This is a genomic window from Ochrobactrum sp. EDr1-4 (genome assembly GCF_049199085.1).
Taxonomy (GTDB): Bacteria; Pseudomonadota; Alphaproteobacteria; order Rhizobiales; family Rhizobiaceae; genus Brucella.
In genome coordinates this window covers 234,074-253,592 of record NZ_JBLZOF010000003.1, presented here as the reverse complement: position 1 = coordinate 253,592, position 19,519 = coordinate 234,074, and the positions used below count along the sequence as shown (strand labels likewise).

Below are 19,519 nucleotides of genomic sequence, written 5' to 3'. Positions count from 1 at the left end.
CGGCTTGGCTAAATCATCGCCATGGCACTCAATCTCGTAAAACTTTGCGTCGGTTGCGACAGTATCGAAGATCTCGCAGCCTGGATCGATTTTCGGCTGGCGGAACAACGTGCTGCTGGACTGGTCCCGGAACAGTTTCATACGACACGTATGGTTCCCAAGCGTGCCGATGAATTGCTCGACGGTGGCTCACTCTATTGGGTGATCAAAGGCAATGTGCAATGTCGACAGCGTTTTCTGGATATACGACCGTTTACGGATGAGCAGGGCATCAATCGTTGCCATCTGGTGCTGGAGCCAAAAATTCATCCGACGGATTGGCAGCCACGTCGTGCTTTTCAGGGGTGGCGCTATCTTAATGAAAATGAAGTTCCGCTCGATGAAGCTGCAGGCAAATCGGGAAGGGCTGCTTTGCCTTCCGAATTGCGACAAGAACTAGCGGCCTTGGGTTTGCTGTGAGCAAATAAAAAAGCCTGCCGAACCGGCAGGCTTTTTTGATGAAATTTTTTTAAATCAGTTTTCGATTGTGAGACGTACCGAAACCTTATCAGCCGTAACGGGTAACGTCATGCGCATCATTGTGCGCGGCTTAACCATGCGGCGATTGCGGGCGGCGTGGCTGACCAGCACGCCTACCAGATCGCGCGTATGAAACGCCTTGCCATGGCGCACGTCAGCAATACGAAGTGCGGCCTGCTTCAAGGCTTGTACTGAAAACAGCGACCCGAGTGTGGACGGGCGGTGTGCCTCATCTGTCCACAGGTTGGGTGCCAAAGCATGTTGTGTCAGTGTCTCGTTCATATTCGACATCTCGAAACCCTCTACGCAATACAAATTTCGGGTTTAAAGCTATGCGGGAAAGCGAACTCTCCCACGTTTGTTAGTTTGCGACTGCGTAGCAGCCAAAGTTCTTCTTTTTCAGCGATGCACATGCATCCCATGCGGCTTGTTTTGAATTAAAGCCGACAAAACGGGCACGGTAGAAAGTCGCGTTACCCTTCACAAAAGTCTCGGTATATGGCGATGCCGAACGCAGCGGCGCGCCAACCGACGACGAAACCTTGGTCAGCATATCGCGGGCCTGACCTTCGCTTGGTAGCGATCCGACCTGAATAGCCCAGCCACCAGATGCAGGTGCAGACGCTGTCGTTACTGGATCAATTTCATGTGGCACTGGTGCGGAAGGAACAGCTGCCTTTGGCGTTGGGCGAACTGCTGCCTGCGCGGCCATTGCTGCGGGACGCTGGGTAGGAGCTGCAAGCGCCAGTACCTGTGGCTGCTCATTGTCACCTTCACCAGTTTCATTGTTGATCACGTCTTCAACGGCGACGACCTGACGGGCGACTGGAACAGGCGCGTTGCGTGCCTTTGGCAATGCGGCAGAGGCTACGACCTGCGGCACTTCACTACGCATCGCAATGAGAGGCTCAGATGCACGGCCACGCGTTGCTGCTGGCAGATATTGCTTGATAAGCTGTGCCATATGCGCATCGCGGCTTGCGCCAGTGTTGCCGCCCATAACGACTGCTACGATACGACGACCATCAAGATTGACTGATGAAGCAAGGTTGTAACCGGATGCATTGGTATAACCGGTCTTGATTCCGTCAACGCCTTCAATACGGCCAAGAAGACGGTTGTGACCGCGAATGGTTTGACCGCGATAGTCAAAGCTGCTGCGCGAGAAATAAGCGAAGTCGCGCGGGAAATGCTGACGAAGGGCGATGCTGAGAATCGCCATATCACGCGCAGTAGTCACCTGCTGCATGTTTGGAAGGCCGGAGGCGTTGCGGAATGTGGTGTTGCTCATGCCAAGGCGACGCGCTTTTGCCGTCATCATCTGGGCAAAACGCTCTTCTGAACCGCCGAGGAATTCGCCGGATGCTGCTGCAACGTCGTTGGCGGACTTTGTCACCATCGCAAGAATTGCATCTTCAACGCGAATGGTCTGGCCTTTTTTGAACCCGATTTTTGTCGGCGGGCGAGCCGCTGCATAGGCTGAAACTGGAATACGCGTGTCTTTGTTGATGCGGCCGGTCTGCACTGCTTCAAGTAGCATGTAGATGGTCATCATCTTTGTCAGCGACGCCGGATAGCGTTTTGCATCTGCGCTTGAGGCAAACAGGGTTTTACCCGTGTTCGCATCGACAACAATGGCGGCATATCTGTCATTGGCGACAGCTGGAACGGTCGTCGAGGCCGTAGAGCAGCCTGTTACAACAGCTAGAAGAAGGGTGGCTTGCGCCGCTCTTTTCAAGGCATATGCTACGTTACTGAATGCTATACGCACGATAATGACCTGCCTGTATCCCGGTTTTTTTTAGCTGCGGCACAAAGGGCACACAGCAATCTAATTCGGGAACCTTACTGTCATCAGCGTTACCAATCCGTTTATGGTAACCGCATTATTTATAATTTCTAAAAAAAAGTTGATGGGCAAGCTGTGAAGTTGTGCGCAACAAATACGCAATTCGGTGAGCAAAGCCTTCTGCGCCGGGCGTTCAAATTTTCGTTATTGATGCAAACTGGCCAAGATAATTGTGCCAATGCGGCACCTTGCAAGAAGTCTCGGTTGCAAGTGGCAAGGAAGGGCTTAAAATCATCGCATGACGCCCTACATAAAAGGGCAAGCAGGCCATAGAGTTGGGCATCGGGTGATAGGTTACATGCGGCATTTAAATCCAGTCATGCAAAGCAAAGCAAACGGCGGGAACGGACCAGATAATGGGACCGTTGTGGTCACGCGCACGCAGACCAAAACCAAGAAGCCAAGTCTCTATCGTGTTCTGCTTCTCAATGATGACTATACTCCTATGGAGTTTGTCATTCATGTCCTGCAACGTTTTTTCCAAAAAGACATGGACGACGCGACGCGTATCATGTTGCATGTCCATAATCATGGTGTCGGTGAGTGCGGCGTATTCACATACGAGGTTGCCGAAACCAAGGTTAGTCAGGTCATGGATTTTGCCCGCCAAAACCAGCATCCATTACAATGTGTAATGGAGAAAAAGTGAGGTCATATGCCATCGTTTTCTCCCAGCCTTGAAAGGGCGCTGCATCAAGCGCTTACCATCGCGAACGAGCGGCATCACGAATATGCCACGCTCGAACATCTTTTACTTGCCCTGATCGACGATCAGGATGCGGGCGCAGTGATGCGCGCTTGTAACGTCGATCTTGAGCATCTTAAAAAGATCGTTACCGATTATATTGACCGTGAACTGGACAACCTTGTCACCGGCTACGACGAGGATTCCAAGCCGACGGCGGCTTTCCAGCGCGTGATCCAGCGCGCTGTCATCCATGTTCAGTCGTCAAACCGCGAAGAAGTGACCGGCGCAAATGTGCTGGTGGCTATTTTCGCTGAACGCGAAAGCCATGCTGCCTACTTCCTGCAAGAGCAGCAGATGACGCGTTATGATGCTGTGAACTATATTTCGCACGGCATTTCCAAGCGCACGCAGGGCAGCGAACCACGCACCCCGCGCGGTGCTGAAAGTGCGAGCGAAGAGCGCACAAGCGTAGAACCGGAAGAAAGCGCGAAGAAAAAGCAAGATGCCCTGACCGCCTATTGCGTCAATCTGAACGATAAAGCCAAATCAGGCCGCATCGATCCACTGATTGGTCGCGATAGTGAAGTCAGCCGGACCATTCAGGTTCTTTGCCGCCGTTCCAAGAATAACCCGCTTTATGTGGGCGATCCTGGCGTTGGTAAAACCGCGATTGCCGAAGGTCTTGCAAAGCGTATCGTTGAAGGCGATGTGCCGGAAGCGCTTGCTGACGCCACGATCTTCTCGCTTGATATGGGTACGCTGCTCGCTGGAACACGCTATCGCGGTGATTTTGAAGAGCGCTTGAAGCAGGTTGTTAAAGAGCTCGAAGAATATCCGGGCGCGGTTCTGTTCATCGACGAAATTCACACAGTCATCGGTGCCGGAGCGACTTCCGGCGGCGCGATGGATGCATCGAACCTGTTGAAGCCTGCTCTGTCTTCGGGTGCGATCCGTTGCATCGGTTCGACGACCTATAAGGAATATCGTCAGTTCTTCGAAAAGGACCGCGCACTGGTGCGTCGTTTCCAGAAGATCGATGTTAATGAGCCATCGATCCCGGATGCGATTGAGATCATGAAGGGGCTGAAGCCGTATTTTGAAGACTTCCATAAGGTCAAATATACGGTTGATGCTATCAAGTCGGCTGTGGAGCTTTCGGCACGCTATATCTCTGACCGCAAATTGCCTGACAAAGCGATCGACGTGATCGATGAAACGGGCGCAAGTCAGATGCTTCTTCCGCAGAACAAGCGCAAGAAGACGATTGGCGTCAAAGAAATCGAAGCAACGATTGCCACAATGGCACGGATTCCGCCTAAGTCTGTTTCGAAGGATGACGAGCAGGTGCTCGCACATCTTGATGCCGAGCTTAAGCGTGTCGTCTATGGTCAGGATCTGGCGATTGAAGCGCTTTCGTCAGCAATCAAACTCGCGCGTGCTGGTCTTCGTGAAGCAGATAAGCCAATCGGCTCCTATCTGTTCTCAGGTCCAACTGGTGTCGGTAAGACGGAAGTTGCCAAGCAGCTTGCTTCGTCGCTGGGTGTCGAACTGCTTCGTTTCGACATGTCGGAATATATGGAGCGTCACACCGTATCGCGTTTGATCGGTGCACCTCCCGGCTATGTTGGCTTCGATCAGGGCGGTCTTCTGACCGATGGAGTCGATCAGCATCCGCATTGTGTGTTGTTGCTCGATGAAATCGAAAAGGCGCATCCAGATCTCTACAACATTCTGTTGCAGGTTATGGATCATGGCTCGCTCACTGATCACAACGGCAAGAAGATCGATTTCCGCAATGTGATCTTGATCATGACCACCAATGCCGGTGCTTCCGACATGGCAAGGGCGGCGATTGGTTTTGGTTCGACACGGCGTGAAGGCGACGACATGGAAGCGATCAACCGGCTGTTCACGCCGGAATTCCGCAACCGTCTCGATGCAATCGTTCCATTCGGCCCGCTGCCAGTTCCGGTCATCCATCAGGTCGTGCAGAAGTTCGTGCTTCAGCTTGAAGCGCAGCTTGCTGAACGTGGCGTGACATTTGAGTTGACCGAGCCTGCCATCGCATGGCTTGCTGACAAGGGTTACGACGAGCGCATGGGCGCACGTCCGCTGGCTCGCGTCATTCAGGAACACATCAAGAAGCCACTGGCCAATGAAGTGCTGTTCGGCAAGCTCAAGCATGGCGGTACGGTGCGGGTCGATGTGATCACGAAGGACGACGGCAAGACTGATCTTGCTCTTGAGACTGTTTCTGACACCACGGTTGTTCCTAAGAAGGATATTCCGGCTGAAAAGAAGCAGCCCGTGCGCAAGAAGGCAGCACCGAAGAAGGTCGAGAAGGAAAAGGTTTTGGCTGGCAAGGACGAGGCCGCACCAAAACCCGCCGCAAAGGCTTCCGCGACGAAGTCCTCGGTACCGAAAGTGCCGCGTAAGAAATAACAACTGCAAAAGGCCCTTCTCACGAAGGGCCTTTTTTCATGGTGCAAGTTTCCGTGTAAATGGCCTAATCTCAACCATGTCTTCGAGTCGCTCCACCATTCCCGGTTCATCATCGCCTGAACAAAATAGCCATCTTGCTTGGTTTTTCCGTGGTACGAGCCGCATCGCGAGCGTGCCCGCTATTTTGCTAATGAGTTCGTTCATCGGCTTTTCAGGGCTGGCAATTGAAAGCGGCATAACAGTTGGGCAAGCGGTGTTTATGACACTGACCATCTGGGCTTTGCCTGCAAAAGTGGTGTTGATCGGCGCAATCAGTGCGGGAGCGTCGATCCCAGCCGCTGCTTTGGCTGTAGGCTTGTCTTCTGTGCGTCTGATGCCGATGGTGGTGGCGCTTCTTCCTGAATTGAAAGGGCCTGAAACACGTAAGCTGACACTTGCTGCCCTTTGCCATTTTGTGGCGGTGACAGCCTGGGTAATGGCGATGGACGAGCTGCGCAACGTACCGCGCAATATGCGAACGAGCTATTTTGCAGGTATTGGCACAGTGCTTGTCGGTACGAACGCGCTTGTGGTCGCTTTGGTATATACGCTGTCGGCGTCATTTCCGCCGGTGGTGTTTGCAGCACTTTTCATGCTCACACCGATGTATTTTCTAACGTCGCTTTGGAGATCGGCGCGTGAACGGGCAGGGCAGATTGCCATGGTGTCCGGGATTGTGCTTTTCCCGATCTTTCACCAGTTTGCACCCGGCTATGATCTTCTCATGACCGGAATTGTTGGTGGCGTGATCGCATTCGCCGTTCATCGTGCGCGCAAGCCAACGGAGCCCGTCCAATGAACTGGGATAGTTACTCAGACTGGTGGTGGCCGCTTCTTTTCATCCTGCTTGCAGGTGCGCTTCCAACATATCTTTTCCGCGTCATGGGTGTAATTGTCGGTGGGCGGGTCCGTGAAGATTCGGAAGTTCTGGTATTCGTGCGCTGCGTTGCGACGGCACTTGTTGCGGGCGTTATTGCGCAGCTTATACTTTATCCGAACGGGGAACTTGCAAACTCCCCCATGTGGCTGCGTGTCGGCTCGGCAGCAGCGGGCTTTATTGCTTATCTCATTGCCGGAAAGCGTTTGCTTGTTGGCATCATAGTGACAGAAGCCCTGCTCGTCACAGGGCTTCTAAGCTTATAAAGCGCACTCTTATCAAAGTGCTGCGCGTATTTTCTCAGCATTTGCTGTAAGGACGGCTGCGTCTTCCATATTTCCCGTATGAGGCTTCAGTTCTACGCCTTCAAAACGCGGGATGACGTGGAAATGCAGGTGGTAAACTGTCTGTCCGGCAGCAGGCTCATTGAACTGAATGACGGTGATGCCATCGGCATCAAAGGCCGTCTTCACGGCATTTGCGATCTTCTGAACGACCTTGATTGTCTCGGCCAGAGCTTCGGGCTTTGCATCCAGTAGATTGCGTGACGGCGCTTTTGGAACAACCAGTGTATGGCCGTTTGCTTGCGGCATGACATCCATGAAAGCCACAACGTCATCGTTTTCATAGACGCGGATGGATGGGATTTCGCCGCGCAGGATTTTTGCGAAGATGTTGTTGTCATCATAGGTGGCGGACATGCTGGTCTCTCCGGTTTAGTCAATTATAGTAGTCGTTACGTTTGCCTGAAAGGCGTGTGCTCTTCCAGTGCTGAATGTATCTGATCGATCTCGCGGCGTTCACGCTCAAGGTAATCACTGACGGCTCGGCGAAAACCTTCGTGCGCAATGTAATGCGCGGAATGAGTTGTCACCGGAACATAGCCGCGTGCAAGTTTGTGTTCGCCTTGCGCTCCGGCTTCGACAACGCGCAGTTTACTATCAATCGCAAAATCAATTGCCTGATGATAGCAAACCTCAAAATGCAGATATGGGTGATCCTCGATGCAGCCCCAGTGGCGACCATATAGCGTGTCGCTGCCAATGAAATTGATCGCGCCTGCAATATAGCGTCCATTACGCTTTGCCATCACGAGCAGAATGTCGTCGGCCATGCTCTCGCCAATCAGCGAGAAAAAACTACGGTTGAGATAGGGGCGTCCCCACTTGCGATTGCCGGTATCGACATAGAATTCGTAAAAGTCATCCCAGACCGATTCAGTCAGCTCCTTGCCGGTTAGCCAATCGATTTCAATACCTTCTGAAAGCGCGTCGCGACGTTCTTTTTTAAGCGCTTTTCGTTTGCGGGAAACAAGCTCATTCAGAAAATCATTATATTCTGAAAAGCCATTGTTTATGAAATGAAACTGTTGATCGGTTCGATGCAGAAATCCGGCTGCTTCGAGCGATGAAATCTCGGTCTGAGGCGCGAATGTAACGTGAGCAGAAGAAGCGCCTGTCTGATCGGTTAGTTGACGTAACCCGGTTCCCAGCGCGACCTGAATGGCCTCTGGTTCAAAATCGCGATGATGAAGCAGACGTGGCCCGGTTGCGGGTGTGAACGGAATGGATGCCTGAAACTTGGGGTAGTAACGTCCGCCCGCGCGCTCAAAGGCATCTGCCCAGCCATGATCGAAAACATATTCGCCTTGGCTATGCCCTTTTAAGTAATTGGGGACCGCACCAATAAGAAAACCTTTGTCATCTTCAAGACGCAGATAGTGCGGCAGCCAGCCAGCGTGTTGTGACACAGAGCCTGATTGTTCCAGTGCCAGAAGAAAAGCGCGGGAAATGAAGGGATTATAGGAGCCGCCTTGCCGGGATGTCCCGGCAAGGCGGTTCCATTCGTCTTCAGAAAAATCGCCAACGCTTTCGACAACCCGGAGAGCGAAGCTTTGTTCAGTCTGCCTTTCGTCGTCATTCATGGCGAAGTGTCCTGCTAGGCGACTAAAGTGCGCGGATCAAAACCCTCAAAGGTGATCTGATCCACGTTCAGATCGCTATGTGTTTTCATTTCAGGATTGCGCACTGTCCAGCTGATGACCGGAAGGTCGAGCTTTTCGCGCACAAAGCTGACAAACGGGTTTGGCAGGTGATGCACATTATAGGACACGAAGGAAATCTGATGCGCGAGCATCGAGAAGTGCGCTTCGAAGTGCTTCATCTGTGTGCCTTCTGCAGTGAGCCCGCCCGGAATTCCCGGAGCATCGCTTGGAAAAAGCCTGACCAGATAATGGTCGAACGACATGATTGCAGCTTCGCCTTCGTAAGAGGCGAGGTCTTTAGCAACCGCTGCAACAAGACCGTCATCGCGGCCTTCTATACCTTTCAGCTCAATCACGACCGGCACGCGACCGGCAACCAGATCAAGCATCTCCCGCAATGATGGCGCGTGGTCATTTGTGCCGCCAATTTTCAGAGCTGTTGCTTCCGCAAGTGTCAGATCGCTAATGCGACCTTTCTGACCTGTGAGGCGTTCAAGATCGTCATCGTGGAACACAATCACGCTGCCGTCTTTGGTCAGGTGCACATCGCACTCGATCGCAAACCCTGCTTTTGCAGCTGCGTCGAAAGCTGCAAGCGTGTTTTCCCAGCGCGTATTGTTGAGGTCGTGGAGGCCGCGATGTGCAATCGGCTGCTTCTTGAGCCATTCCGGGGATGACATTATGCAACCTCGATAATGGCTTCGATTTCAACTGGCGCATTAAGCGGCAAGCTTGCGACGCCGACAGCCGAACGAGCATGCTTGCCTGCATCGCCGAGAACAGCAACGAGAAGGTCAGATGCGCCGTTGGCAACCAGATGCTGTTCCACGAAATCGGTGGTCGAAGAAACGAATACGGTAATTTTTACGATACGCTTGATCTTGTGCAGGTCGCCAAGCGCTGCTTTCGCCTGTGCAAGAATGTTGACCGCGCAAGCGCGTGCCGCAGCCTGACCATGGGCAACCGTCAGTACATCACCGACCTGGCCGGTATGAACGAGTTTGCCATTTTCCAGCGGAAGCTGACCTGAAGTCAGCAGCAGCGAACCAGTTTGTGCGAAAGGTACGTAGTTTGCGGCTGGTGCCGCAGCTTCTGGCAAAGTTATACCCAAATTTTGCAGGCGGCTGTCGATGGTGTCGGTCATTCCATTAATCCTTGCTAACTTAGTGCCGTAATAGATAGAATCGGTGAAGCTTTTGGGAAAGGTGCGTTTTTTGCCTCGCTTCCGCCACGAGTTTTTTTATCATGCTGCTCAACAGTTCGGGAGATTCTTATATGCATTTTTTGAGAATGGCGTTTGCGGCGAGTGGAGCGGCAGTTTGTGTTTGGGGTGGCGTTGCCAATGCTGCTTCTACAGTGTCGCTGATTCCGCATCGCGCCGTTTATGATCTCACATTGGATCGTGCCGATGAGAAGTCTGGGATCAGCGGGCTTACAGGGCGCATGGTCTATGAGTTCAATGGTTCTGCGTGTGAAGGCTATACGACGAATTTCCGTTTTGTAACGCGTATCGATATGGATGAGCAGCCACAGCGTGTGACCGACCAGCAGACGACAAGCTTTGAGAGTGCTGATGGAAAAGACTTCCGCTTTGCCAATAAGACCTTTGTCGACAAAGAGCTGGTTAAGGAAGTGCGTGGCGATGCCAAGGTCGAAGACGGGAAAACCGTTGTCGCATTGTCTAAGCCCAAAGAAGATAAGCTTGATCTGAAAGCCACGCAGTTCCCGACAACGCATATGGAAGAGTTGATTGCAAAGGCAGCAGCTGGCGAAAAATTCTATCAGACGACACTGTATGATGCTTCCGAAGATGCGGATCGTGTTGTCGCGACCACCGTTGTTGTCGGCAAAGAACAGGAAGCCAAGAACGACGAAACCAAGGCTATGGGCAAGTTCACGCAGGACAATGTCTGGCCGGTGACGATTTCCTACTTCGATGACAAAGAAAAGCAGGATGGCCTGCCGATCTATCGCATCAACTTCAAGCTTTATAAGAATGGCATCACCCGCGACCTGACCATGGACTATGGTGATTTCTCGATGCGCGGCAAGCTGGTTAAGCTCGATCTATACGATGATAAGGCTGCAAGCGCTGACTGCAAGTGAGGCATTTGCCGAAGCTATATGCGTTAAAATCGGCGCAAGACTTGCATTTATCGGCGTGTTGGTTTAACAGCGCGCCTATTCCACACACGGGATTGGGCTTTTGCCGGGAGAAATCCGGCCTCAGCCTCCGGTGGCGAGAAATCGCCTCAGCCCGTGGAGGTTAAACCGGAAAAGGAAAATACACATGGCATTGCCAGAATTCAGCATGCGTCAGCTTCTTGAAGCTGGTGTTCACTTCGGTCACCAGACTCACCGCTGGAACCCAAAGATGGCCCCATTCATCTATGGCGCACGCAACAACATCCACATTCTCGATCTGTCCCAGACCGTTCCTCTGCTGCACAATGCTCTGAAGCTCGTTTCAGACACTGTTGCTCGCGGTGGTCGCGTTCTGTTCGTTGGTACGAAGCGTCAGGCTTCTGACATTATTGCTGATGCTGCAACACGTTCGGCTCAGTATTATGTCAATGCACGCTGGCTCGGCGGCATGATGACCAACTGGAAGACGATTTCGAACTCGATCCAGCGTCTGCGCAAGCTCGACGAAATTCTCGCTGGCGACGCTCAGGGTTACTCGAAGAAGGAACGCCTGACTCTCGAACGCGAACGCGAAAAGCTTGATCGCGCTCTCGGCGGCATCAAGGACATGGGTTCGGTTCCTGATCTTATGTTCATCGTTGATACCAACAAGGAAGCAATTGCTATTCAGGAAGCCAAGCGTCTTGGCATTCCAGTTGTTGCGATTATCGATTCGAACTGTAACCCAGATCAGATCGACTTCCCAATTCCAGGCAACGACGATGCTGCTCGCGCTATTTCGCTTTATTGCGATCTGATCGCTCGTGCTGCTCTTGACGGCATTGCACGTCAGCAGGGCGCTATGGGCATCGACGTTGGTGCGCAGGTTGAAGCTCCTGTTGAGCCAGCTCTCGAAGCTCCGGCTGCAAGCGCATAATCAGCGCTTATGATTTTCATCCATCCGTCACATGACGGGTGGATAACTTCATTCATTCCGATGCAATCAGCGTCGGTTAAAAGTTGGCACACCCATCCGGTGTGCCTTCGCTTTCGTGAAAGGCGACACAATGAGCATTTCCGCATCACAGGTTAAAGAACTCCGCGAACTGACCGGCGCAGGCATGATGGACTGCAAGGCAGCGCTTGCTGAAACCAATGGCGACATCGAAGCCGCTGTTGATTACCTGCGCGCTAAGGGCATGGCTAAAGCTGACAAGAAGGCTGGCCGTACGGCTGCTGAAGGTCTGGTTGGCGTTGTGGCTTCCGGCAACAAGGCTGTTGTTGTTGAAGTTAACTCCGAAACCGACTTCGTTGCACGTAACGACGCTTTCCAGGATCTCGTTCGTCAGATCGCAAACGCAGCAGTCACCACCGATGGTTCGTCGGAAGCTGTTGCTGAAGCAAACATCGACGGTAAGACTGTTACGCAGGCTGCAAAAGACGCAGTTGCAACCATTGGTGAAAACATCAGCTTCCGTCGTTCGGCAGCTCTTGAAGTTTCCAAGGGTACAGTTGCTACTTACGTTCACAACGGCGTTGCAGATGGCCTCGGCAAGCTCGGCGTTCTCGTTGCAATCGAAACCGATGGCGACGTAGAAGCTGCTGCCGCATTTGGTCGTCAGGTTGCAATGCACGTTGCTGCTATCAACCCGCTCGCTCTGACTGCTGCTGACGTTGATCCAGCTGCTGCTGAACGCGAAAAGGCAATCTTCATCGAGCAGGCCCGTGAATCGGGCAAGCCAGATGCAATCATCGAAAAGATGATCGAAGGCCGCATGCGCAAGTTCTACGAAGAAGTTGTTCTTCTTTCGCAGGCTTTCGTTATTAATCCTGATCTGACTGTTGAAGCTGCTCTTAAAGAAGCTGAAAAGTCGATCGGCGCGCCTGCAAAGATCACTGGCTTTGCACGTATCGCTCTCGGTGAAGGCATCGAAAAAGAAGAAAGCGACTTCGCTGCTGAAGTTGCTGCTGCTGCCAAGGGCTAATAATCTTTCAGCGCGCTCTTTTCAGAATGCGCTTTAAGATTTTTCTGCCGCATTCACCCGCGCAAAAGTCCAAATTACTTTTGCTGGAAATGCTCAAAAGGCTTTTGATTATGAAGGGCATCGCGTGACAACGCGGTGCCCTTCGTGTATCGCAACGTCTATTATTCATTGATCACTATCTGCGGAGAACACTCCATGTCCGTTAAGTCCGCCTACAAACGCGTTCTTCTGAAAGCCTCAGGCGAGGCATTGATGGGCAGTCAGGGGTTTGGCATTGATGTTTCGGTTGCCGACCGTATTGCCAATGACATTAAGCAGGCACGTGCACTTGGTGTTGAAGTTGGCGTTGTCATCGGTGGCGGCAATATTTTCCGCGGTGTGGCCGTCGCATCCAAGGGTGGCGACCGTGTGATTGGCGATCATATGGGCATGCTTGCCACGATAATTAACTCACTGGCGCTGCGTACCTCATTGCACAAGATTGGCGTGGACGCCGTTGTTCTCTCTGCTATAGCAATGCCTGAAATCTGCGAGAGTTTCTCTCAGCGGCAGGCAACTGCTTATATGGATGAGGGCAAGGTTGTGATCTTCGCAGGCGGCACGGGTAACCCGTTCTTTACGACCGATTCTGCTGCTGCACTGCGCGCGGCGGAAGTTGGAGCGGATGCTCTTCTGAAGGGTACACAGGTTGACGGTATTTACACCGCCGATCCGAAGAAAGATCCGACAGCGACCCGTTTTGATACGCTTACCCATAAGGAAGTTCTGGATCGTGGACTGGCTGTCATGGATACCACGGCAGTTGCCCTTGCGCGTGAGAACAACATTCCGATAATAGTCTATTCTATCCATGAAAGCGGCGGTTTGGCCGAAATTCTGCAAGGCAAAGGACGCTGCACGATCGTTTCCGATAAATGATCGTTGATTTTGCCAAGCACTGAAGGAGAATTTGCATGAGCGATGTTTTCGACATCAACGACCTGAAGCGACGCATGGAAGGCGCGATCAGTTCCCTTAAGCACGACCTTGGTGGTCTGCGTACGGGCCGCGCTTCTGCAAGCTTGCTCGAACCAATCACGATTACGGCCTATGGTTCGGAAATGCCGATCAATCAGGTTGCGAATATCACTGTACCTGAATCGCGCATGTTGTCGGTCTCTGTATGGGACAAGACAATGGTTGGCGCGGTCGAGCGTGCGATTCGTGATTCCGGTCTTGGTCTCAATCCAATTACCGATGGCATGACGTTGCGCATTCCGCTTCCAGAGCTGAACGAACAGCGCCGTAAGGAGCTGGTCAAGATCGCTCATCAATATGCGGAGCAGGGCCGTATTTCTGCGCGTCACGTTCGCCGTGACGGTATGGATACGTTGAAGAAGCTCGAAAAAGACGGCGACATCAGTCAGGATGATAGCCGTGGCTTCTCGGAAAAAGTACAGAAGCTGACTGACGATACCATTGCAGAAATGGACAAGATCGTTTCGGTCAAAGAAGGAGAAATCATGCAGGTTTAGGCCTGACATGATTTTCCATCAAGGGGAGCTTCGACATGTCTGATCCGCGCCACATAGCCATTATCATGGATGGTAATGGCCGTTGGGCTAAGGCGCGTGGTTTGCCGCGTAGCGCTGGCCACAGGGCCGGCGTCGAAGCTTTGCGTGAAACGGTAAGGGGCGCGGGTGATCGCTGCCTTGGCTATCTCACGCTATTTGCATTTTCGTCCGAAAACTGGTCACGTCCCAGCGGTGAAGTTGGCGATCTCATGGGATTGCTGAAGCTCTTCATACGGCGCGATCTGGCTGAACTTCATCGCAACAATGTCCGTGTACGGATTATTGGCGAACGCGAAGGATTGGCGGCAGATATTTGCGGCTTGCTTGGCGAGGCAGAGTCGCTCACCCGCCAGAATACAGGCCTCAATCTGATCATCGCCTTCAATTATGGCTCTCGTGATGAGATTACCAGAGCGGTCAAAAGTCTTGCGCGCGATGTCGCTGCGGGACTGCTTGATCCATCATCTATTTCAGCTGAATTGATTTCTGCAAATCTTGATACAGCTGGCATTCCTGATCCTGATTTGATCATCCGCACCAGCGGCGAGATGCGTTTATCGAATTTTCTGCTCTGGCAGGCGGCTTATGCCGAGTTCCTCTTTGTGCCAGGGCACTGGCCGGACTTCAGGCCAGCTGATCTTGATGCGGCATATGAGGTCTTTCGCCAGCGCGAACGTCGTTTTGGTGGCGTAGACGTATTGGATCAATCCGAAGAATATGCATGCCCTTCGACCAATGGTGCAGCTGTGTGATGCGGCTTGCCCGCTATATCGAAAGGTATCAATGTCAAATCTGCAAACTCGTATTCTGACCGCGATTGTTCTTGGAACTGTTGCTCTTTGGCTGACTTGGGTTGGCGGGCTGGGTTTCACCCTGTTTGCAATCGCTATTGGCCTCGCGATGTTTTACGAGTGGACCGAGTTGAGTGCGACGAAGCAGACAACGTTTTCCCGCCTGTTTGGCTGGGGCTGGTTGATAATCACGTCGGTTCTTCTGATTCTTGATCGCGGTGCCTTGCTGACTATTGGCGTTTTGGCATTTGGGACGATTGTTCTGCTGATTACACAGTGGAAGAATGGTCGCGGATGGCCTGCAACTGGCCTTTTCTATGCTGGCTTTTCTGCAATCTCACTTTCGCTGTTGCGCGGCGATGAACCGTTTGGCTTCACAGCTATCTGTTTCCTCTTCGCCGTGGTCTGGTCGACCGACATTGCAGCCTATTTCAATGGGCGCGCTTTGGGCGGTCCTAAGCTTGCACCACGGTTTTCGCCGAATAAGACATGGTCTGGTGCGCTTGGTGGAGCAGCAGCAGCCGTTGCGGGCGGCATTCTGGTTGCATCGCTTGTTGCAGCGCCGGGCAGCTGGATTGTGCCATTATTGGCATTGTTGTTGTCCATCATTTCCCAGATCGGTGATCTGGCAGAATCGTGGGTAAAGCGACAGTTTGGCGCTAAGGATTCGGGTCGTCTCTTGCCGGGACATGGCGGAGTGCTGGATCGTGTCGATGGTTTGGTTGCGGCCGCAGCTCTCTTATATCTTTTTGGAGCCATCATGGCCGAGCCAGATGTGCCATCAGCTATCTTTTTTAGTTTCTGACCGCGAGTAAATTTGTAGGAGTGGTAATTTGCAGGAGGCTCTCGCCTTTTTTATCGGCAGCGAAAGTCTGCTTGTGGGAACCATAATTCCATTTCTGTTTGTGCTGACGGTCGTCGTTTTTGTGCATGAAATGGGGCATTATCTCGTCGGTCGCTGGTGCGGCATTGGCGCGAGTGCGTTTTCCATTGGCTTTGGCCCCGAACTTATCGGCTTTACCGATAAGCATGGCACCCGCTGGAAGTTATCGGCGATTCCTCTCGGTGGCTACGTGAAATTCATCGGCGATGAAGACGCCACGAGTTCTCCGGTTGGTGTGGATGTTTCCAAGCTTTCGCCAGATGAGCAGAGCAGGGCGTTTCCTGGACAACCTGTCTGGAAGCGTGCCGCGACCGTTTTCGCAGGCCCTGCATTCAACATTATTCTTACCGTTGTCATCTTCAGCGTGTTTTTCGCGATGTATGGCCGACAAATTGCTGATCCGCTAGTCGCGGGCGTGCAGCCAAACAGTCCTGCGGCTGCGGCAGGTTTTGAGCCGGGCGACCGTTTTATCAGCGTTGAAGGCCAGAAGGTCACGACTTTTTCCGACGTGCAGCGGATTGTGTCTGGTCGCTCCGGTGATGAGCTGGATTTCACCGTCGAACGCAATGGCAAGATGGTGGACCTGAAAGCAACGCCTGCGCTTGTTGAACGCACAGACCCGCTTGGCAACAATGTTAAGATGGGCGCTATCGGTGTTGAAACCACGCAAGCGGTCGGCAATTTTCGCCGTATTGAATATGGTCCCCTCGAATCAGTGGGACAGGCAATTGTAGAAACCGGACATATTATCAGTCGCACGGGTGAGTTTTTTCAGCGCTTCGCTGTTGGCCGTGAAGACAAGTGTCAGCTTGGTGGTCCGGTAAAGATCGCTAATATGGCGGGTAAGGCTGCAAGTCAGGGTTTTGACTGGCTTATCCAGCTGACAGCCATGCTTTCCATTGGTATCGGGCTTTTGAACCTGTTTCCGCTGCCACCGCTCGATGGTGGGCATCTCGTTTTCTATGCTGTGGAAGCAATTAAGGGCAGTCCGGTGTCGGTTCGCGCGCAGGAACTTTTTTATCGCGTAGGCTTCCTCGTAGTTATGGGTTTTATGGGGTTTGTACTTTTCAACGACCTCTTTGCCTGCTAGATCACTTCCCGGATATTTGACGGGAAACTGGGTCGCGCTGTGAATTTGGCGAGGCTCTCTACCGCATAAGCACCTCACTGGCCAAAAGCTGTGTAGAGGTGTTAATCAGAAATGAAGTTTTGGAGTGAGGACTGGAAAAGCGTAGTGTTTTGTTTACCATAAGTATTAAATCGCGTGGCATGGATGCCACGCTGGTTGCTTAAGTAAACAGATTTTAACCGCGACGCTTGCTTGTATAGAAAAACCGGCTATTACGGTTGTATCTGTACGTGCATTTCTGGGAAATTCGCCCCGGGGACAGAAAAAACGAAGGTTCGGAAAGCCCATGACGGCAAGTTCTAAATTCTTTGGTGCCGCTTCAGCGCTCGCCATGTCAGTTGCTCTGGTAGCTTCAGGTTCGGCTGCGCTTTCTCTTGCATCGGTCACTGCTGCTCATGCTGCTGTTGTCAATCGCATTGAAGTGCGCGGCAACGCGCGTGTTGATGCGCAGACGGTCCGTGATAATATCGGCATTCAGCCGGGCAAAGCTTTCAACGCCAATGACATTGATGAAGCTGTAAAGCGTCTTTATGCCATGGGCCTGTTCTCTGATGTTCGCATCAACCAGTCCGGCAGCACGCTCGTTGTTCATGTTGATGAGCGCTCGGTCGTCAATAACGTCCTGTTCCAGGGCAACAAGAAGATCAAGGATCCCGATCTGGCGCGTGCAGTTCAGCTCAAGGCGCGTTCGCCTTATGATGCTGCAACCATGGAAGCCGATAAGGAAGCCATCAAGGGTGCCTATGCGCATATCGGACGCAGCGATGCGATCGTGAATGCACGTACCGTTGATCTCGGTCAGGGTCGCGTCAACGTGGTCTACGAGATCACTGAAGGTGGCCGCACTAAGATCGCTGACATTAATTTTGTCGGTAACAATGCTTACGGTTCGCGCCGTCTGCGCGATGTTATTTCCACTAAGCGTTCGAACCCGCTGTCGTGGTTGACCCGTAATGACGTTTACGACGAAGGCCGTTTGCAGGCTGACGAAGAAGCACTGCGTCGTTTCTATTATAACCGTGGTTATGCCGATTTCCGCGTGTTGTCTTCCAATGCGACGCTTGATCCTTCGACCAATGAATACACGATCACCATCAATGTTGATGAAGGTAATCGTTATAACTTTGGTGACGTTTCGGTTGAAAGCACCGTTGAAGGTGTTGATACGCAGGCACTCAATGGCCTCGTAAAGACCCGCTCCGGCAAGGCTTACAGCGCTAAGGAAGTCGAAGACTCAGTGACTGCGATTACTGAAAACGTCGCTGGCAGCGGTTATGCTTTCGCGAAGGTTGAGCCACGCGGCGATCGCAATTTTGAGAACAACACGATCTCGGTTGTTTATAGCGTTGATCAGGGTCCGCGCGCTTATGTTGAGCGCATTGAGATCCGCGGCAACGACAAGACTCGTGATTACGTCATTCGTCGCGAATTCGACATGAATGAAGGCGATGCCTTCAATCAGGTCATGGTTCAGCGCGCAAAGCGTCGTCTTGAAGCGCTTGATTTCTTCCAGACAGTCAACGTTTCGACCGCTCCGGGTGCAGAGCCTGATCAGGTTGTTCTGATTGTTGATGTCGTCGAAAAGTCGACCGGTGAATTCTCCATCGGTGGTGGCTATACAACAGGTGGTGATTCGCCAGGTGCGCAGGTTGAAGCTGCGATTACCGAGCGTAACTTCCTCGGTCGTGGCCAGTTCGTTCGTATCAGCGCGGGTGCTGGTCAGGATGAAATGCGTAACTACGCGCTTTCGTTCACTGAGCCTTATTTCCTCGGTTATCGCATGTCGGCCGGTTTCGACGTATTCCGTCGTTCATACCGCGTCAGCAGTGGTGGTCGTTACGATGTTGAGCAGACAGGTGGAACGATTCGTTTCGGCCTGCCGATCACCGATAACTTCTCGGCTGGTCTGGCGTACAACCTCGTGCAGGAAAAGTATAAGCTTTACACGGATAACGACGGTAACGTTCTAAGTGATTACTATGCGCCAGCACTGATTGAAGCTGCTGATCATAGTCCTTGGATTCGTTCTTCAATCAGCTACTCGCTGACCTATAATTCCATCGATGATATGAAGAACCCGCATGATGGTATTTATGCGAAGTTCAATCAGGAATTTGCTGGTCTCGGTGGCGACGCAAAGTACATCAAGACGACTTTCAAGGGTAACTACTACCAGACTCTTGCTCAGGAAGCCGATATCGTCGGTATGCTGGGTGTAGGTGGTGGTTATATCCACGAATTTGGCAATGATGGTGTCCGTATCTTTGATTTGTTCAAGAACAACTCTGATATGATCCGCGGCTTCAAGTTCAACGGCATTGGTCCTTATCAGGATGCTAACGGAACTAACGGCAACCGTTATTGGCTTGGTGGTACAACGTACTTCAATGCGACAGCTGAAGTGCAGTTCCCAATGCCACTCGTTCCAGATAGCCTTGGCATCCGTGGTGCATTCTTTGCAGACGCCGCAACACTTTATGGTAACAACACGCCAGATATTTCGGGCGACGACAAGAAGATCCGTTCTTCTGTCGGTGTCAGCCTGATGTGGGCGTCGCCATTTGGTCCTCTGCGCTTTGATTATGCGCTTCCTGTTTCGAAGGCTGATTCCGATAAGGTTCAGAATTTCAACTTCGGCGTTTCGACCAAGTTCTAA

At 52.3% G+C, this 19,519-nt stretch carries 20 protein-coding genes; 14 read left to right on the top strand and 6 right to left on the bottom strand.

The features are described from left to right. Positions 1 to 21 precede the first annotated feature (21 nt). Positions 22 to 459 carry a DUF1489 family protein gene (locus ACOZHT_RS12225; RefSeq protein ID WP_339508856.1) on the top strand — a complete coding sequence of 146 codons (438 nt, stop codon included), beginning with the start codon at positions 22 to 24 and terminating at the stop codon, positions 457 to 459. Positions 460 to 513: 54 nt separating this feature from the next. Here ACOZHT_RS12225 and ACOZHT_RS12220 read toward each other — a convergent pair whose 3' ends face one another. Both ACOZHT_RS12220 and ACOZHT_RS12215 read right to left on the bottom strand, forming a co-directional pair. Continuing rightward, on the bottom strand, positions 514 to 810 hold the full coding sequence (locus tag ACOZHT_RS12220) for a hypothetical protein (RefSeq protein WP_339508855.1): 297 nt from the start codon (positions 808 to 810) through the stop codon (positions 514 to 516). A gap of 70 nt (positions 811 to 880) precedes the next feature. Next, positions 881 to 2,290 carry a D-alanyl-D-alanine carboxypeptidase gene (locus ACOZHT_RS12215; RefSeq protein ID WP_339508854.1) on the bottom strand — a complete coding sequence of 470 codons (1,410 nt, stop codon included), beginning with the start codon at positions 2,288 to 2,290 and terminating at the stop codon, positions 881 to 883. 376 nt (positions 2,291 to 2,666) lie between these two features. Here ACOZHT_RS12215 and clpS point away from each other — a divergent pair, with 376 nt between their 5' ends. The 4 genes from clpS to ACOZHT_RS12195 all read left to right on the top strand — a co-directional run bounded on the left by clpS (position 2,667) and on the right by ACOZHT_RS12195 (position 6,680). Beyond that, positions 2,667 to 3,017, top strand: a complete 351-nt coding sequence (gene clpS, locus ACOZHT_RS12210) for an ATP-dependent Clp protease adapter ClpS (RefSeq protein ID WP_250040925.1) — start codon at positions 2,667 to 2,669, stop codon at positions 3,015 to 3,017. Positions 3,018 to 3,023: 6 nt separating this feature from the next. Next, on the top strand, positions 3,024 to 5,498 hold the full coding sequence (gene clpA / locus ACOZHT_RS12205; protein WP_339508853.1) for an ATP-dependent Clp protease ATP-binding subunit ClpA: 2,475 nt from the start codon (positions 3,024 to 3,026) through the stop codon (positions 5,496 to 5,498). Between the two features lie 76 nt (positions 5,499 to 5,574). Further along, positions 5,575 to 6,336, top strand: coding sequence for an AzlC family ABC transporter permease (locus ACOZHT_RS12200; RefSeq protein WP_339508852.1), 762 nt, complete (start codon positions 5,575 to 5,577; stop codon positions 6,334 to 6,336). After that, positions 6,333 to 6,680 carry an AzlD domain-containing protein gene (locus ACOZHT_RS12195; RefSeq protein WP_339508851.1) on the top strand — a complete coding sequence of 116 codons (348 nt, stop codon included), beginning with the start codon at positions 6,333 to 6,335 and terminating at the stop codon, positions 6,678 to 6,680. Before ACOZHT_RS12200 ends, ACOZHT_RS12195 begins: the two co-directional genes overlap by 4 nt. A gap of 12 nt (positions 6,681 to 6,692) precedes the next feature. On the opposite strand, the gene ACOZHT_RS12190 is transcribed toward ACOZHT_RS12195, so the two are convergent. From ACOZHT_RS12190 to ACOZHT_RS12175, 4 genes are read right to left on the bottom strand one after another with little or no spacing between them, the layout of a single operon-like run. Continuing rightward, positions 6,693 to 7,115 (bottom strand): HIT family protein, encoded by a 423-nt coding sequence (locus ACOZHT_RS12190; protein ID WP_339508850.1) that lies wholly within the window; start codon positions 7,113 to 7,115, stop codon positions 6,693 to 6,695. 35 nt (positions 7,116 to 7,150) lie between these two features. Then, positions 7,151 to 8,338 carry a GNAT family N-acetyltransferase gene (locus ACOZHT_RS12185; RefSeq protein ID WP_339508849.1) on the bottom strand — a complete coding sequence of 396 codons (1,188 nt, stop codon included), beginning with the start codon at positions 8,336 to 8,338 and terminating at the stop codon, positions 7,151 to 7,153. A gap of 14 nt (positions 8,339 to 8,352) precedes the next feature. Further along, positions 8,353 to 9,078 carry a glycerophosphodiester phosphodiesterase gene (locus tag ACOZHT_RS12180; protein ID WP_339508848.1) on the bottom strand — a complete coding sequence of 242 codons (726 nt, stop codon included), beginning with the start codon at positions 9,076 to 9,078 and terminating at the stop codon, positions 8,353 to 8,355. After that, positions 9,078 to 9,542 carry a RidA family protein gene (locus tag ACOZHT_RS12175; RefSeq protein ID WP_339508847.1) on the bottom strand — a complete coding sequence of 155 codons (465 nt, stop codon included), beginning with the start codon at positions 9,540 to 9,542 and terminating at the stop codon, positions 9,078 to 9,080. Before ACOZHT_RS12175 ends, ACOZHT_RS12180 begins: the two co-directional genes overlap by 1 nt. A gap of 131 nt (positions 9,543 to 9,673) precedes the next feature. Between ACOZHT_RS12175 and eipB the strand changes: the two genes are divergently transcribed. The 9 genes from eipB (at position 9,674) to bamA (ending at position 19,519) form a co-directional block, all read left to right on the top strand. Then, entirely contained in the window at positions 9,674 to 10,504 is an 831-nt protein-coding gene (gene eipB, locus ACOZHT_RS12170) for a cell envelope integrity protein EipB (protein ID WP_339508846.1), read from the top strand. A 184-nt stretch (positions 10,505 to 10,688) separates the two neighbouring features. Beyond that, positions 10,689 to 11,459 (top strand): 30S ribosomal protein S2, encoded by a 771-nt coding sequence (gene rpsB / locus ACOZHT_RS12165; protein ID WP_339508845.1) that lies wholly within the window; start codon positions 10,689 to 10,691, stop codon positions 11,457 to 11,459. A gap of 130 nt (positions 11,460 to 11,589) precedes the next feature. Continuing rightward, positions 11,590 to 12,507: a translation elongation factor Ts gene (gene tsf, locus ACOZHT_RS12160; RefSeq protein WP_339508844.1), complete on the top strand. Its 918-nt coding sequence runs from the start codon at positions 11,590 to 11,592 to the stop codon at positions 12,505 to 12,507. Between the two features lie 195 nt (positions 12,508 to 12,702). Continuing rightward, positions 12,703 to 13,425, top strand: coding sequence for a UMP kinase (gene pyrH / locus ACOZHT_RS12155; protein WP_339508843.1), 723 nt, complete (start codon positions 12,703 to 12,705; stop codon positions 13,423 to 13,425). Positions 13,426 to 13,460: 35 nt separating this feature from the next. Beyond that, a complete protein-coding gene (gene frr / locus ACOZHT_RS12150) occupies positions 13,461 to 14,021 on the top strand; it encodes a ribosome recycling factor (protein WP_339508842.1) in 561 nt (186 codons plus the stop codon). 35 nt (positions 14,022 to 14,056) lie between these two features. Then, the gene (locus ACOZHT_RS12145; RefSeq protein ID WP_339508841.1) at positions 14,057 to 14,812 is read left to right on the top strand and encodes an isoprenyl transferase; all 756 of its coding nucleotides are present in this window, start codon (positions 14,057 to 14,059) and stop codon (positions 14,810 to 14,812) included. A gap of 31 nt (positions 14,813 to 14,843) precedes the next feature. Then, the gene (locus tag ACOZHT_RS12140) at positions 14,844 to 15,656 is read left to right on the top strand and encodes a phosphatidate cytidylyltransferase (RefSeq protein ID WP_339508840.1); all 813 of its coding nucleotides are present in this window, start codon (positions 14,844 to 14,846) and stop codon (positions 15,654 to 15,656) included. A gap of 28 nt (positions 15,657 to 15,684) precedes the next feature. Continuing rightward, a complete protein-coding gene (gene rseP / locus ACOZHT_RS12135; RefSeq protein WP_339508839.1) occupies positions 15,685 to 16,824 on the top strand; it encodes an RIP metalloprotease RseP in 1,140 nt (379 codons plus the stop codon). A 325-nt stretch (positions 16,825 to 17,149) separates the two neighbouring features. Next, a complete protein-coding gene (bamA, locus tag ACOZHT_RS12130) occupies positions 17,150 to 19,519 on the top strand; it encodes an outer membrane protein assembly factor BamA (RefSeq protein ID WP_310010013.1) in 2,370 nt (789 codons plus the stop codon).

Excerpts from the sequence above, each read along its gene's own strand:
- clpS (WP_250040925.1), top strand. The coding sequence starts at position 2,667 with ATGCGGCATTTAAATCCAGTCATGCAAAGCAAAGCAAACGGCGGGAAC.
- ACOZHT_RS12190 (WP_339508850.1), bottom strand. The coding sequence starts at position 7,115 with ATGTCCGCCACCTATGATGACAACAACATCTTCGCAAAAATCCTGCGC.
- ACOZHT_RS12195 (WP_339508851.1), top strand. The coding sequence starts at position 6,333 with ATGAACTGGGATAGTTACTCAGACTGGTGGTGGCCGCTTCTTTTCATC.
- ACOZHT_RS12200 (WP_339508852.1), top strand. The coding sequence starts at position 5,575 with ATGTCTTCGAGTCGCTCCACCATTCCCGGTTCATCATCGCCTGAACAA.
- ACOZHT_RS12140 (WP_339508840.1), top strand. The coding sequence starts at position 14,844 with ATGTCAAATCTGCAAACTCGTATTCTGACCGCGATTGTTCTTGGAACT.
- ACOZHT_RS12220 (WP_339508855.1), bottom strand. The coding sequence starts at position 810 with ATGTCGAATATGAACGAGACACTGACACAACATGCTTTGGCACCCAAC.
- ACOZHT_RS12180 (WP_339508848.1), bottom strand. The coding sequence starts at position 9,078 with ATGTCATCCCCGGAATGGCTCAAGAAGCAGCCGATTGCACATCGCGGC.
- ACOZHT_RS12185 (WP_339508849.1), bottom strand. The coding sequence starts at position 8,338 with ATGAATGACGACGAAAGGCAGACTGAACAAAGCTTCGCTCTCCGGGTT.
- ACOZHT_RS12175 (WP_339508847.1), bottom strand. The coding sequence starts at position 9,542 with ATGACCGACACCATCGACAGCCGCCTGCAAAATTTGGGTATAACTTTG.
- ACOZHT_RS12145 (WP_339508841.1), top strand. The coding sequence starts at position 14,057 with ATGTCTGATCCGCGCCACATAGCCATTATCATGGATGGTAATGGCCGT.
- pyrH (WP_339508843.1), top strand. The coding sequence starts at position 12,703 with ATGTCCGTTAAGTCCGCCTACAAACGCGTTCTTCTGAAAGCCTCAGGC.
- rpsB (WP_339508845.1), top strand. The coding sequence starts at position 10,689 with ATGGCATTGCCAGAATTCAGCATGCGTCAGCTTCTTGAAGCTGGTGTT.
- eipB (WP_339508846.1), top strand. The coding sequence starts at position 9,674 with ATGCATTTTTTGAGAATGGCGTTTGCGGCGAGTGGAGCGGCAGTTTGT.
- tsf (WP_339508844.1), top strand. The coding sequence starts at position 11,590 with ATGAGCATTTCCGCATCACAGGTTAAAGAACTCCGCGAACTGACCGGC.
- clpA (WP_339508853.1), top strand. The coding sequence starts at position 3,024 with ATGCCATCGTTTTCTCCCAGCCTTGAAAGGGCGCTGCATCAAGCGCTT.
- ACOZHT_RS12225 (WP_339508856.1), top strand. The coding sequence starts at position 22 with ATGGCACTCAATCTCGTAAAACTTTGCGTCGGTTGCGACAGTATCGAA.
- frr (WP_339508842.1), top strand. The coding sequence starts at position 13,461 with ATGAGCGATGTTTTCGACATCAACGACCTGAAGCGACGCATGGAAGGC.
- bamA (WP_310010013.1), top strand. The coding sequence starts at position 17,150 with ATGACGGCAAGTTCTAAATTCTTTGGTGCCGCTTCAGCGCTCGCCATG.